We start from the raw sequence: 13,604 nt of genomic DNA on the forward strand, positions 1-13,604 counted from the left end.
TTCGACACTGCTTTCGGTACGGGTTTCGGTACGGATCTCGAAGGCCCTTTCGGTGCGATCCGGTGCCATCGGGGAGGCTTGCCTCAACTCGCCACGCCGGAACGGGCCGTTCCCTACACAACTTTCACAGCTGTGGCTAGGAACGTGACCTTCCGACAACTTAATCTTCCCGCGTCATGGACTTCTGCCACCCGTGCCGACGGCACCTCAACGGCGCCCTCGCCTGCCCGGGCTGCGGCGCGTCCCTCGAAGAGCTCCGCGCACAGGCGGACCACGCGGGCGCGCACGCGTACGACGGGGAGTACGGCGAGTACGGGGAGTATGGGGAGCACGGCGTCGCCTACGACGGGCACGGTGACGAAGGCCCCTACGACGCCGAGGACGCCGAGGATGAGGTCGCCGAGCACGAGCACGCTGCCGGCCCCCACTCGGAGGGCAGGGCGGCGCGGCGGGCGCAGAGCCGGGGACGTGGACGCGGGCGGGGTCGAGGTGCCCGTGGAGGCGGGGATGCTGAAGAGATCGCCGACGCGGCGGGCGCTACCGGCCCCGGCGGCCCCGCCAGTCGCCGCGATCGCAAGGCCGCCGCACACCGGCGCCGGCGCCGGCGGGTGCTCCTGATCACCGCGGCGGCCGTGCTCGCGGCCGGTGCGCTCAGCCTCGCCGAGCTGGGCATGGACGCGCCCTTCTCCACGCCGAAGCCGGCGGCCGCGGGCGGTGCCTCGGCGGACGGCGCCACGTCGAAGGAGACCGGCGGCACCGCGGGGCCTGCGGCCGACAAGGCGGGCAGGGGTGCGTCGGGCGCCCCGACGGGCCGCGCCTCGGCCTCCCCGTCAGCCTCGAAGTCCCCCGGGGACAAGTCCAAGAAGGGCGACAAGCCCTCCCCGGACAGTCAGTCCGCCACGACGGGCACGCACCCCGGCACCTCCGCGACCGGGCCGGCCAAGCCTCCGGCCACGTCCCGCACCGCGACCGCGGCCCCGACGACGTCCGCCCCGAGCCCGGCACCGTCACCGTCGCAGACGTGCCAACGGATCCTGTGGTGGTGCAGCTGAGGCGTGCCGCCTCACCTCACGCCGCGAGCATTCTCCTCAGCAAGTCCCGCAAGGACTGTCGCTCCGCCGTGGAGAGCCCCGCGAGCGGTTCCCGCGCGAAGCGCAGCCCCTCGCGCAGGTCACGGGCGACCCGCAGGCCCTCCTCCGTCGCGGCCGCAAGCTTCACCCGGCGGTCCGCCGGGTCCGGGCGCCGCTCCACCAGGCCGCGCGACTCCAGCCGGTCCACGATCCCGGTGACGTTCGACGGCTCGCACTTCAGTCGCTGTGCCAGCTTCCGCATCGGCAGCGGCTCCAGCGACAGCAGGCTCAGCAGCCGCGCCTGCGCCCCGGTCAGCGCGTGCTGGCCCGCCGCGTCCTCGTAGTCCTCGTAGTAGCGCGCCACGACGTCGCCGATGAGCTCGACGACCTCCATGGTCAGCGCGTCGGGACGGCGGGTCTTGTGTGGAGTGGCCATGGTTCCAGCCTACCCTCGTTACTTGACAACCTGAAACATTCATGAGCATGGTTGTTTCAGGTACTGAAGTAAATCCCTGAAAGGTCCGTCATGATCAACCGCGAGTGGCACCTGCTCTCCCGCCCCGTCGGCTGGCCGAAGCCCGAGGACTTCGCCCTGGTCGAGGCCGAGGTCCGGCAGCCCGGCGAGGGACAGGTCCTCGTACGGAACAAGTACCTCTCCGTCGACCCGTACATGCGCGGCCGGATGAGCGCCGCCAAGTCCTACGTCGCCCCCTTCGAGCTCGGCAAGGCGATGCAGGGCGGCGCGGTCGGCGAGGTCATCGCCTCGGGCGCCGAGGGCATCGCGGTCGGCGACCACGTCCTGCACTTCGGCGGCTGGCGCGAGTACGCCACCTTCGACGCCCAGCAGGCCGTCAAGGTCGACGCCGACGCCGCGCCCCTGTCGGCGTACCTCGGCGTCCTCGGCATGACCGGCCTCACCGCGTACGCCGGGCTGCTGCGCACCGCGTCCTTCAAGGAGGGCGACGCCGTCTTCGTCTCCGGCGCGGCCGGCGCCGTCGGCAGCCAGGTCGGACAGATCGCCAAGCTCAAGGGCGCCTCCCGGGTCGTCGGCTCGGCCGGCTCCGACGAGAAGGTCAAGCTGCTGGTGGAGGAGTACGGCTTCGACGCCGCGTTCAACTACAAGAACGGGCCCGTCGCCGAGCAGCTGCGGCAGGCCGCGCCGGACGGGATCGACGTCTACTTCGACAACGTCGGCGGCGACCACCTGGAGGCGGCCATCGGCTCGCTCAAGCAGGGCGGACGCATCGCCGTGTGCGGGATGATCTCCGTCTACAACAACACCGAGCCCGCCCCCGGCCCGAAGAACCTCGCCCGCCTGATCCAGACCCGCGGCCGCATCGAGGGCTTCCTGGTCGGCGACCACTACGACCTCCAGCCCCAGTTCGTCCAGGAAGTGGCCCCCTGGGTCGCCTCGGGCGAACTGAAGTACCGGGAGACCGTGGCCGAGGGCATCGAGAACACCCTCGAGGCGTTCCTCGGCGTCCTGCGCGGCGACAACACGGGCAAGATGATCGTCAAGCTGTAACGGGAGAAAGCAGCGTGACGCTGCGCCGACCCCACTCGTTGCGTACAACGAAGGCCGCACCCTTGGACGTAGGGTGCGGCCTTTCGCCCTTTTTGGCTTCGTCGCCTTCGGGGACGCTTGGTGCCGGTGTCGACAGGCCGATCGTGCTCAGCGCTGCGCGCCTCCACGCGTTCGGCCTCTCGGCACCGGCGCGCCCCCTACGGCTCTCTCCGCGGCCGGTGCGTGGGGACAGTGGGCGTTGGCGGGCACTTGCCGGTGGTTGTGTTGGCCGGGGATCGGGACTGTGGACGGAGTTGTGGGGGCGGGCTGCCGTTCAGGTGGCCAGCGTTGCGTTGTGGACCGCTCTTACCAGGCGTTGGTTTTCCGGGGCCGCGCCGCCTGGGAAGGCGAGGCGGCGGCGGGTGTAGCCGTAGGCCAGGCCGGTGCGGGGGTCGGCGAAGGCCTGGGAGCCGCCGGCGCCGCTGTGGCCGAAGGAACCGGCGCCCAAGAACGGGTGCCAGGTGTCGGCGGTGGCCTGGAAGCCCAGGCCGTACGACCTGTGGGTGCGGGCCACCAGGTCGTAGCCGACGGAGTGGATCTGGCCCACCTCGGCGATGGTGTCCGGCTTGAGCAGGGGCGGGTGGCCGTCGACTTCGCTGATCGTCGCCGCGTACATCCCGGCCAGCCCCCGCGCCGCCGCCACCCCGCCCGCCGACGCCGGGCCCTTGGCGCGGACCGTGCGGGAGTTGGCGTAGTCGACCAGCGTCCCGGCGTTCGGGACATGGGTGTTGAAGGCGATCGAGGCCAGCGTGTGCGGCCCGGTCTGCGCCGCGTCCAGCGCCGCCTGCTGCTGCGGGGTCGGCAGCATCGGCTGCACGGAGCGGTAGCGGGCGTCCAGCGCGGCCGGCAGCCCGAGGTGGAAGTCGAGGCCGTACGGCGCCCGGACCCGCTCCTCGTACACCTGCTGGAGTGTGTGACCGGTCGCCCGGCGCACCACCTCGCCGGTCAGCGCGCCGATCGACAGGGCGTGGTAGCCGAACGCCGTGCCGGGACGCCAGAACGGCTTCTGGTCGGCGAGCCGTTCCGCGATCGCCCGGTCGTCGGCCATCTCCTCCGGCGTGAAACCGCCGTCCGCGCCGACCACGCCCGCCCGGTGCGAGATCAGCTCGCGCAGGGTCAGCGCCCCCTTGCCCTCGGCCGCGAACTCCGGCCAGTAGTAGGTCACCTTGCGGTCCAGCTCCAGCGTGCCGTCCTGCACGAGCAGCGCCACCACGAGATGGGCCGCGCCCTTGGAGGACGAGTACACGGCGTACAGGGAGTCGGCCTCGGCGTCGTCCCCCGCCCACAGGTCGACGACCCTGCGGCCGTGCACATAGGCGCACAACTGACCTTCGTAGTCGTCCCGTTCCCCCGCCACGAACGCGGCGAACTCCTCCCGCACGGCCTCGAAGCCATCGGCGACCGTGCCGTGGATCTCCTTCGTCATCCGTTCTCCTCACCTGAACCGCTGCACGCCTCTGCGGGAGCTCCCCGAGATCGATACGGCGAGATGTACCTGTACGACTCAACCCCGGCAACAGGGAGTTCGTGTCACCGATGCCCCGGATGGCCCAGCGCGGACGGCGCGAAGGGAGCATGCTGAGGTCGTCCGCAGGCGACGCCCGTGAGGCGAGGAGAGCCCATGGCCACGATCCCTTCGCTGCCCAGCAGGCAGGACATGCTGCGCATGGCACGGAACACCACCGACATCACCGGACAGCTCCTGGACACGGCCGGGAACATCACCAGGATCGCCGTCAACACCCTCGGCCCCCGCGACGGCGCCGGCCCCGAGCTGCTGCGGGTGCTGCGCGAGACGACGGCGGAGCTGGCCGAGGCCAGCGCCTCGCCGCAGGCCCAGGAGGCCTTCTACCGCATCGTCGACACCCTCACCCGCCTCGGCACCAGCGGGGCGCCACTGGCCGTGCACCCGGTGAGCGAGCCGGCCCAGGCGCTGCTGGCGGCCCTCGGCGACAGCCTGCTGCCCGTGCTGGACGCCGTGGAACCGGCGGTCGAGGAGTTCGCGCACGCCCTCGGCGACCTGGTCGAGGCGACGTCCCCGATGGTTCCGGCGGCGGCGGGCGCGGCGGCCGGCGCACTGCTCGCCCTGACGCCCCTGCTGCGTGCCGCTGCGGACGTCCTGCGGGACTCCTCTCCCGAACTGCGCCGCATCGCGGACGCCCTGACGGACGCGCTGGCCCCCCTGGTGCCGCTCCAGGTCGCCCTCGCCGAACGCGCGGCGGGGGCCGGGGCAGGGGTCGTACGGGCGACGCTGCCGCCGCTGGCCGACCTCACGGAGGCGGCGACGACGACGGCGAAGGCGGCCCGTCCGGTCCTGGTCGCCGGCGAGGAACTCCTGGTGTCGGCCCTGGAGAACGTCCAGCCCCTCCTGATGGCGGCGGCCGGCAGGACCGGACGTCTGGCCCGGGCGGCGGCGGTACGGGTGTCGGCGGCGGTGTCACCGGCGGGGGAGAGGGGGATCGTGGTGGCGGTGACCGCACCATGAGGCGCATCGTAAAGTTTTCCCCATGCGCGATCTCGGGGCTGGATTCACGTATCTACTGAAGGGCCAACGCTGGGTGGCCCGGCACGGCAGGCAGTACGGCGTCGGCCTGCTCCCGGGCCTCATAACCCTGGTCCTCTACGCGGCCGCGCTGGTCGCCCTGGCGCTGTGGGGCGGGGACCTCGTCGTCCGGGCCACCCCCTTCGCCGACGCCTGGTCCAGCCCCTGGCAGGGCGTCTTCCGCGGTCTGTTCACCGCCGTCCTGTTCGCCCTGGGGCTGCTGCTCGCCGTCGTCACCTTCACCGCCGTCACCCTGCTGATCGGCCAGCCGTTCTACGAGAACCTCTCCGAGAAGGTCGACCGGGACGTGTCCCCGGACGGCACCGCGCCCCAGTCCGGTCTGCCGCTCTGGCGCGAGCTGTGGATCTCGGCCCGTGACAGCCTGCGGATCGTGGTCCGCGCCGCGCTCTGGGGCGTCCTGCTGTTCGCCCTCGGGTTCATCCCCTTCGTCGGTCAGACGGTGATCCCGGTGCTCGGCTTCCTCGTCACCGGTTTCTTCCTCACCGAGGAACTCACCTCCGTGGCCCTCCAGCGCCGCGGTGTCGAGCTCCGCGCCCGACTCGCCCTCCTGCGCTCCCGCAAGACCCTGGTCTGGGGTTTCGGCGCCCCGCTGGCCGTCGCCTTCGTCGTGCCGTTCGTGGCGGTGTTCCTGATGCCGGGCGCGGTCGCGGGCGCGACGCTGATGGCGCGGGAGCTGACGGGGGAGGAGAGCACGGAGGGCGAGTCGGGGCAGCGGTCCGAGGACGCGCCGGTCACTTCCTGAAGGCCGCGTCCGCCGCGACCGTGAGGATCGCCCTCACCTGGGCGACGATGTCCAGCCGGTTCCGCACGAACTCCGGGTCGGTCACCGTCCCGGTCGCCGGATCGGTGTTGCCGGCCCCGAACTGCAGCACCGGCGTGTGGACATGCCCGCCTGGCAGCGTGTCGTGCAGGCCCAGCCGGTCCCGCAGCAGGGTCGCGCGGTAGGCGATCTCGTTGGAGAGGTAGTTCCCACCGCCACCGGCTCGGGCCGTGGAGCCCGGGGTGGGCCCGTCCGGCCGTACGACCTCCGCCGTCCCTCCCGCAGGGATCTCGGTCACCTCCGTGTGGTCGTACACCGGGAACCGTCCCGTGTCCGCCGCCACGATCTGCCGGTACGGGAGGGTGGTCGTCGTCCACTGCGGCTGCGAGGCGGGATCGCCGACCGGGACGGTCTCGGTGCGGGAGACGTTGTCGTTGTCCGGGAAGCCGCCCCGCCAGGCCCCGTTGGTCCGCTCCACGTCGAACCGCCCGACGCGGCCCTGGCTCACGGTGGTGAACAGGTCGACGTACGGCAGACACCGCCGCAGGGTCCGCTCCACCGTCCCCTCCGCGAAGTCCTGCCAGCGCACCGGGAAGACGACCGTCTCGATCCGCGCCGGACCCTTGGCCGTGCGGATCACCGTCCCGTCGAGGGCGAGCGCGGTGGCACCCGAGGGATTGGAGATGCGGATGTCACGATCGAGTGTGAACGGATCGAAACCGGTGACGAGGATCCGCTTGAGCCCCTTGCGGTGCGGAAAGCGCACGTCGGTCTGCCCGCGTGAGGTCCGCTCCAACTCGTCTATCAGCAAGGCCCGTTGCGTCTCGTCGAGTCCGAATCCCGGCTCCCAGGTCCGTACTTCCCTCGTCATGCCGAGCCGCGCCCAGTACAGCGGCCGGTCGTCGTCCCGGCTCAGGTCGCCGCCCGCCGGGCCGCGTCCCTGCACCCGGTCCACGGCCCGCCACCACAGCGCCGACCCTTCGTGGGCCACGATCCGCCGCGCCTGGGCGTAGGAGTGCGCGGTGCCCAGCTCCCGGGCCAATTCCGACGCCACGTCGTCGAACCCGGAGCGCCGGAGTATCTCCTGCGGCACCGCCTTGTCGAGGCGCTGCTCCTCGACGGTGGGGGAGGGGGCGGTCCCGGCGGCCGTCGCCGTCGCGGGAGAGGCGAGCGAGGCCAGCAGGGCCAGCCCGAGGAAACCGATCCGAACACGTAGGGAAGACAAGGGAGTTCAGTCCTTCCGTCGCCGTCGTGGGGGAGCGTGGTGCGGACGGACGCAGTATCGCGTGACGGGAGTGGTCTACGCCATGGGGTGGGTCCCGTGGGGGACGAGAGCCGCCGCCTGCCGGAGTGCGGCCACGAAGGCGTCCGCGGCGGGCGGTGGCGTACGGCCCCGGACGGTCGCCGCGTACACCGCCCGGGCCGGGGCGTCCTCGTCGAGCACCGCCAGCAGGGCGACGTCCGGCCGTACGGCCCCGGCGGCGAGGGTGGGCACCAGCGTCACGCCGAGCCCCGCGGCCACGTACCCCTGCTTGGCGGTCCACTCGGCGACGACGTGCGCGACGCGGGGCCGGAAACCCTGCCGCAGGGCCGCGTCGAGCAGGGTGCCCTCGGGTCGGGAGCCGCCGGAGATCCAGTCGGCGTCCGCGAGTTGACCGAGCCGCACGGCCCCGGAGCCGGCGAGGGGATGGGCTGCGGGGACGGCGACGTACAGGGCCTCGTCGAGGAGGTGGTGCAGTCGGTAGGCGTCGAGTGCGGCACCGCTGGTCGTGGAGACGATCGCGAGGTCGAGGTGACCGGCGCTCAGGCGGTCCAGGAGACGGGGCGTGAGGCCTTCCTCGCGGGAGAGGCGGACGCCGGGATGACGTTCCCGGAAGGCGGCCAGCGCCTGCGGCACCAGCGCCGCGTCGGCCGAGGGGAACGCCCCGAACCGCAGCCGACCGCCCGCCACCTCCCGCAGTTCGGCCAGTTCACGTCCCGCACCGTGCAGCGCCTCGACGACGGTCTCGGCGTACGGCACGAGCACCCGCCCCGCCTCGGTGAGCCGCACCCCGCGCGGCAGCCGGTCGAAGAGCGGTCCACCGCCAAGTGCCGCCTCCAGCGCGGCCACCTGCCGGGACACGGCGGACTGTGTCCAGCCGAGCCCCCGCGCGGCAACCGTGAACGACCCGTGCCGTGCCACCTCCAGGAACACGCGCAGCCAGACGCTGGGCACATCCGCGACGTCATGTCGAACCCGCATGGCAGCCATGCTAGACATTCGCTTGTCGCATCGCGGGGCCGGTCCTAGCGTCGACGCCATGCAGATCTCGCTGGACAACCCCGCCTCCGCGCCCCAGCCCCTGAGCCCCTACTACTCCCAGGTCGCGCGCGTCGAACAGGCCGACGGCGGCGTCCTGTTGTTCCTCTCCGGCCAGATCGCCGAGGGCGCCGGCCTCGCCGAACAGACCCGCGGCGTCTTCGAGACGATCGACGCCCTGCTGAAGGCGCACGGTGCGACCCTGGCGGACGTCATCAACATCCGCACCTACCTGACCGACATCACCAGGCTCGACGAATACGCCTCCGTACGCCGGGAGTTCCTCACCGGCACCCCGCCGACCAGCATGACCTTCGAGGTTCCCCGGCTCTTCAGGCCTCAGGCGCTGGTCGAGATCGAAATCGTGGCGGCGGTGTCCGCGGGCGGGTGATACTGCCGGGCGTGAAGACCGTGAAGGCCGTGAACCTGGGCGTCCTGTTCCTGATCGAGCTCGGCGCCCTGGTGGCCGTCGGCCACTGGGGGTTCAGCCGGGACGTGGCGACCCCGTTCGCCTGGCTGCTGGGGCTCGGTGCCCCGGCCGTGCTCGTCGTCCTGTGGGCCCTGTTCGGCTCGCAGAAGGCGTCGTACAAGACGCGTGGCGCGGTCCGGGTCGGGTTCGAGGCTGTCTGGTTCGGGGCGGGGACGGGCGCGCTGCTCGCCGCCGGCGCCGTGGGGTGGGCGGTCGCCTTCGCCGCGGTGGTCATCGTCAGCAAGACCCTCGCCGTCGTCTGGGGTCAGTGACGCGGAAGGTCAGACCTCCTCGCCCAGCAGCGCCAGGAAGTCCCGGAACGCGCCCGGCATGTCCACCGACTCCGGGTCCAGGAGCCACTGGTACTGGAGGCCGTCCATGACGGCGATCAGGAGGGGGGCCGTGCGTTCCGGGGTCAGGCCGTTCGGGAGGCGGTCGCCGTACGCGGTGCGCAGGACCGACGCCATGCCGGCGCGCACCCGCCGGTAGCGCTCGGTGAAGTACGCCCGCGCCGGATGCCCTTCCGTGACGCTCTCGCCGAGCAGCGCCGAGAAGGTCTGGATGATGCCGGGCCGCATCGCGTTGTACTCGACCAGTGAGACCAGCAGGTCGACCCGCCACTGCGCGGCCGGTACGGCGTCCCACTGGTCGCGCTCCTCCAGCACGGCGACCAGCAGCGCCTCCTTCGTCGGGAAGTAGTGCAGCAGCCCCTGCTGGGTGAGCCCCACGCGCTCCGCCACCGCGGCCAGGCTCGCCCCCCGGTAACCGCGCTCGGCGATCACCTCCAGCGCCGCACGCACGATCTCGGCGCGCCGTTCCTCGCTCCTGACCCTGCCGTTCATGGCGTCACCGTACGGCATGGTCAGGCCGCTTATATTACGGCACCATCACGAAACCTACCGTGTCACTGGTAACGGGTGCACGATGTCCCGAGGGACGACGACACGACGCGACGAGGGGGCCCCGATGGCGGGAACGACTGACACCTCTCCGGCCGAACAGGCGCGGGAGGCCGCCGTCGAGGCGGCGCTCGGCAAGCTGGACCTCGACGCGAAGGCCCGGCTGCTGTCCGGTCAGGACGTCTGGTCGCTGCCCGCGCTGCCGGAGATCGGGCTGAAGTCCCTCGTCATGTCCGACGGGCCGATCGGTGTCCGCGGGGTGCGCTGGAGCGCCGACGACCCCTCCATCGCCCTGCCCTCCCCGACCGCCCTCGCCGCCACCTGGGACCCGGAGCTCGCCCGCCGCGCCGGCACCCTGCTCGCCCAGGAGGCCCGCCGCAAGGGCGTGCACGTGCTGCTCGCGCCGACCGTCAACCTGCACCGTTCACCGCTCGGCGGTCGGCACTTCGAGGCCTACAGCGAGGACCCTTACCTCACCGGACGTATCGGCGCCGGCTATGTGAGCGGCGTCCAGTCCGGCGGCGTCGGCACCACCGTCAAGCACTTCGTCGCCAACGACGCCGAGACCGACCGCTTCACCGTGAACAACCTGGTGTCCGCGCGGGCCCTGCGCGAGCTGTACCTGGCGCCCTTCGAGGCCATCGTCGCCGGCGCCCACCCCTGGGGCATCATGACCGCCTACAACAGGGTCAACGGCACGACCATGACCGAGCACCGGTACCTGGTGAACGAGGTCCTGCGCGGCGAGTGGGGCTTCGACGGCTACAACGTCTCCGACTGGATGGCCGCCCGCTCGACGGTCGCCGACATCGAGGGCGGCCTGGACGTCGCGATGCCCGGCCCGCAGACCGTCTACGGCCCCGCGCTCGCCCAGGCCGTCCGCGACGGCGAGGTCGAGGAGGCCACGGTCGACGCGGCCGTGCGCAACGTCCTGCTGCTCGCCGCCCGCGTCGGCGCCCTGGAGAGCGCCGAGCCGGCCGTGACCGAACTGCCCGAAACCGTCGACGGCGAGGCGCTGGCCCGCGAGATCGCCCGCCGCTCCTTCGTCCTGGTGCGCAACGAGAACGAGGCGCTTCCGCTGCGGCCGGGCACGGTCGCCCTCATCGGGGCCGCCGCCCGCGACGCCCGCGTCCTCGGCGGCGGTTCGGCCACCGTCTTCCCGGACCGGATCGTCTCCCCCCTCGACGGCCTGACCGCGGCCCTGGCCGAGAGCAGCCTCACTTACGTCGTCGGCGCCGACCCGAACACCGAACTCGCCGTCGCCGACAAGGGCTTCGACCTGCGCGCAGTGTGCCGGGACGCGGCCGGGAACGTCATCGGCACCCGCGGCGCGCCCAACGGCCAGATCCAGTGGATGGGCTCGGACCTGCCCGACGGCGTCACCCACGCCGACCTCCACAGCGTCGAGCTGACCGGCACCTTCACGCCCCGCGACTCCGGCCCGCACACCTTCGGCGTCAAGGGCACCGGCTCCTTCACCCTCACCGTCGCGGGCACCACCTACTACGACGACGTCCAGCTCCCCGCCGACAGCAGCGACCCCTTCGAGGCGTTCTTCGGCGCCCCGGTGCCCCGCGCCCAGGCCGAACTGACCGCGGGCGAACCGGTAGAGGTCTCCCTCACCCACGTCGTCACCGTCCCCGAGGCCGCCCCCTTCAAGGTCGTCGCCTTCGCGCTCGCCCACCAGGAGCCGCAGCGCGACGCGGACGAGCTGATCGCCGAGGCCGTCGAGGCCGCGCGGGCCGCCGACACGGCCGTGGTCGTGGTCGCCACCACCGACCGCGTCGAGTCGGAGGGCTTCGACCGCGAGGACCTGGCGCTGCCCGGCCGCCAGGACGACCTGGTCCGCGCCGTCGCCGCCGCCAACCCGAACACCGTCGTGGTCGTCAACTCCGGCTCCCCGGTGGAACTGCCCTGGCGGGACGAGGTCGCCGCCGTGCTGCTGAGCTGGTTCCCCGGCCAGGAGGGCGGCGCGGCCCTGGCGGACGTGCTCACCGGCGCGTACGAACCGGGCGGCCGGCTGCCCACCACCTGGGGCTCCCTGGCCGACGCCCCGGTCACCCAGGTCGTCCCCGAGAACGGCGAACTGGCGTACACGGAGGGCGTGTTCATCGGCTACCGGGCGTGGGAGAAGGAGGGCCGCACCCCCGCGTACCCCTTCGGCCACGGCCTCGGCTACACCGACTGGTCCTACGAGTCGGTCGAGGTCGACGGCGACAGCACCGTCCGGGTCCGGATCAGGAACACCGGCCGGCGCCCCGGCCGCGAGGTCGTCCAGGTCTACCTCGCGCCGACCGAACCCGGCCCCGACCGCCCCGCCCGTCTGCTGGCCGGCTTCGCGGGCGTCGAGGCGGGCCCCGGCGAGAGCGCCGAGGCGGTCGTCACCCTGCCCCGCCGGGCCTTCGAGATCTGGGACGAGGAAACCGGATCATGGTCGTTTGTGAAGGGTTCGTACGAGATCCAGGTCAGCCGCTCGATCACGGACCGCCGCCTCACCGCGACGATTAACGTCTGATACGGGTACTCACCCCACGAGCCGCCCCGGCCCGGGACCTGACCCCTGGGCCGGGGCAAGTTCCCCCCAACGCCGGCCAGGCGCGCCCTGCCTAGCGTGTCGCGAAGCCGTAGGTCGTCTCCGAGCGGAAGACGCCGCCCGGACGCAGGACCGTGCTCGGGAAGTCCGGGCGGTTCGGGGAGTCGGGGAAGTGCTGGGTCTCCAGCGCGACGCCGTCGCCCGGGGCGAAGGGGGCGGGGAGGTGGTCGCCGGTGTAGAGCTGCAGGCCCGGTTCGGTGGTCGTCACCGTCAGGACCCGCCCGGACGCCGGGTCGTACAGCTCGGCGACCTCGCGCGGGGTCTGCGTCACCCCGCCGACGAGCACGAAGTTGTGGTCGTACCCCGTCCCGACCTTCCGCGCCTGACGGAAGTCGAAGCGCGTGCCCGTGACGTCCGCCTGCTCGCCGGTCGGGATCAGGTCGGCGTCGACCGGCGTGTACAGCGAGGCCGCGAGCCGCAGTTCGTGGCCGCTCGCGGTGCCGGAGCCGGCGAGGTTCCAGTACGAGTGGTTCGTCAGGTTCACGATGGTCGGCGCGTCCGTGCCCGCCTCGTACGCGATCCGCAGCGAGCCGTCGGCGCCGAGCGTGTAGGTCGCCGTGACCTCCAGGCGGCCCGGGAAGCCCTCCTCGCCGTGCGGGCTGACCCGGGACAGGCGCAGCCCGTGCTCCACCGGCTCCACGTCCCACACCCGTTTGTCGAAGCCGCGCTCACCGCCGTGCAGCGAGTTGGGCGCGTTGTTCGGCTCCAGCGCGTACGTCACCCCGTCCAGCGGGAAGCGGCCCCCGGCGATCCGGTTGGCGTACCGGCCGATCAGGGCGCCCAAGTACGGCCCGGGGCAGTCGAGGTAGCCGTCCAGACCGGCGAACCCCAGCACCACGTTCCCGGTACGCCCCTCACGGTCCGGGATCTCCACCGACTGCACGATCCCGCCGTACGACAGGACCCGCACCCGCACGCCGGCCCGCTCCAGGGTCCAGCGGTGGACCGGCGTGCCGTCGGGAAGTGTGCCGAAGTGTTCGCTCATGAGCGGAACTCTAGTGCCGCGGCAGGCGACGTTTGCCCGGTAAGGAGCGGCGTCCGGGGCGTCCTCTATCGGCGTGCCGGACGGAATGCCCCGTCGATGGACCGGACGTACTTGGGGTTTCGGCCGGTGCGGCGAGAGGGCGTGCCGGGCGTCGCGACGGGGCAAACGTTGCCTGTCGCGGCACTAGTAGACTGTCGCGACTAAGTGTCTTTCTGGTTGGTGGAGTTGGGGTCGGGCAGGCTTCGTATGATGCTTGCGTTCGGCCGGGCAGGGGTGCCGTGTCCTCGCAGAAGAAGTATCCGGTTGCCTTGAGTGCCGAAGACCGTCGGGCGTTGGAGCGTGTGACGACGACGGGGGTGCGCAGCGCGTCGATGATCAGGCGGGCGCGGGTGCTGCTCGCGT

The 13,604-nt window shown here is 72.3% G+C and carries 13 protein-coding genes; 7 read left to right on the forward strand and 6 right to left on the reverse strand.

Annotated features, from left to right (window positions below):
• Positions 1-176: 176 nt before the first annotated feature.
• The gene (locus ACIRVK_RS25740) at positions 177-1,052 is read left to right on the forward strand and encodes a hypothetical protein (RefSeq protein WP_404250882.1); all 876 of its coding nucleotides are present in this window, start codon (positions 177-179) and stop codon (positions 1,050-1,052) included.
• Positions 1,053-1,068: 16 nt separating this feature from the next.
• On the opposite strand, the gene ACIRVK_RS25745 is transcribed toward ACIRVK_RS25740, so the two are convergent.
• Positions 1,069-1,506 (reverse strand): MarR family winged helix-turn-helix transcriptional regulator, encoded by a 438-nt coding sequence (locus ACIRVK_RS25745; protein ID WP_404250884.1) that lies wholly within the window; start codon positions 1,504-1,506, stop codon positions 1,069-1,071.
• Positions 1,507-1,596: 90 nt separating this feature from the next.
• Between ACIRVK_RS25745 and ACIRVK_RS25750 the strand changes: the two genes are divergently transcribed.
• The gene (locus tag ACIRVK_RS25750; RefSeq protein ID WP_404250886.1) at positions 1,597-2,595 is read left to right on the forward strand and encodes an NADP-dependent oxidoreductase; all 999 of its coding nucleotides are present in this window, start codon (positions 1,597-1,599) and stop codon (positions 2,593-2,595) included.
• A gap of 313 nt (positions 2,596-2,908) precedes the next feature.
• On the opposite strand, the gene ACIRVK_RS25755 is transcribed toward ACIRVK_RS25750, so the two are convergent.
• The gene (locus ACIRVK_RS25755) at positions 2,909-4,060 is read right to left on the reverse strand and encodes a serine hydrolase domain-containing protein (RefSeq protein ID WP_404250888.1); all 1,152 of its coding nucleotides are present in this window, start codon (positions 4,058-4,060) and stop codon (positions 2,909-2,911) included.
• Positions 4,061-4,255: 195 nt separating this feature from the next.
• Between ACIRVK_RS25755 and ACIRVK_RS25760 the strand changes: the two genes are divergently transcribed.
• Positions 4,256-5,119 carry a hypothetical protein gene (locus ACIRVK_RS25760; protein ID WP_404250890.1) on the forward strand — a complete coding sequence of 288 codons (864 nt, stop codon included), beginning with the start codon at positions 4,256-4,258 and terminating at the stop codon, positions 5,117-5,119.
• 22 nt (positions 5,120-5,141) lie between these two features.
• Positions 5,142-5,939: an EI24 domain-containing protein gene (locus tag ACIRVK_RS25765; protein WP_404250892.1), complete on the forward strand. Its 798-nt coding sequence runs from the start codon at positions 5,142-5,144 to the stop codon at positions 5,937-5,939.
• Here the strand turns inward: ACIRVK_RS25765 and ACIRVK_RS25770 are convergent.
• The gene (locus tag ACIRVK_RS25770) at positions 5,929-7,182 is read right to left on the reverse strand and encodes a pyroglutamyl peptidase (protein ID WP_404250894.1); all 1,254 of its coding nucleotides are present in this window, start codon (positions 7,180-7,182) and stop codon (positions 5,929-5,931) included. The two genes, ACIRVK_RS25765 and ACIRVK_RS25770, sit on opposite strands and share 11 nt — an antisense overlap.
• A 75-nt stretch (positions 7,183-7,257) precedes the next feature.
• Positions 7,258-8,208: a LysR family transcriptional regulator gene (locus ACIRVK_RS25775; RefSeq protein ID WP_404250896.1), complete on the reverse strand. Its 951-nt coding sequence runs from the start codon at positions 8,206-8,208 to the stop codon at positions 7,258-7,260.
• 49 nt (positions 8,209-8,257) lie between these two features.
• On the opposite strand from ACIRVK_RS25775, the gene ACIRVK_RS25780 reads away from it, so the two are divergent.
• Positions 8,258-8,647: a RidA family protein gene (locus ACIRVK_RS25780; RefSeq protein ID WP_404250898.1), complete on the forward strand. Its 390-nt coding sequence runs from the start codon at positions 8,258-8,260 to the stop codon at positions 8,645-8,647.
• Positions 8,648-8,658: 11 nt separating this feature from the next.
• The gene (locus tag ACIRVK_RS25785) at positions 8,659-8,997 is read left to right on the forward strand and encodes a YrdB family protein (protein ID WP_404250900.1); all 339 of its coding nucleotides are present in this window, start codon (positions 8,659-8,661) and stop codon (positions 8,995-8,997) included.
• Positions 8,998-9,006: 9 nt separating this feature from the next.
• Here ACIRVK_RS25785 and ACIRVK_RS25790 read toward each other — a convergent pair whose 3' ends face one another.
• Positions 9,007-9,585 carry a TetR/AcrR family transcriptional regulator gene (locus ACIRVK_RS25790; RefSeq protein ID WP_404250902.1) on the reverse strand — a complete coding sequence of 193 codons (579 nt, stop codon included), beginning with the start codon at positions 9,583-9,585 and terminating at the stop codon, positions 9,007-9,009.
• 106 nt (positions 9,586-9,691) lie between these two features.
• Here ACIRVK_RS25790 and ACIRVK_RS25795 point away from each other — a divergent pair, with 106 nt between their 5' ends.
• On the forward strand, positions 9,692-12,139 hold the full coding sequence (locus tag ACIRVK_RS25795) for a beta-glucosidase (protein ID WP_404250904.1): 2,448 nt from the start codon (positions 9,692-9,694) through the stop codon (positions 12,137-12,139).
• A gap of 91 nt (positions 12,140-12,230) precedes the next feature.
• On the opposite strand, the gene ACIRVK_RS25800 is transcribed toward ACIRVK_RS25795, so the two are convergent.
• Complete coding sequence (locus tag ACIRVK_RS25800; RefSeq protein WP_404250906.1) at positions 12,231-13,202, reverse strand: aldose epimerase family protein; 972 nt, start codon at positions 13,200-13,202, stop codon at positions 12,231-12,233.
• Between the last annotated feature and the right edge of the window lie 402 nt (positions 13,203-13,604).

It is taken from the genome of Streptomyces sp. NPDC101152 (assembly GCF_044768275.1).
Taxonomy (GTDB): Bacteria; Actinomycetota; Actinomycetes; order Streptomycetales; family Streptomycetaceae; genus Streptomyces.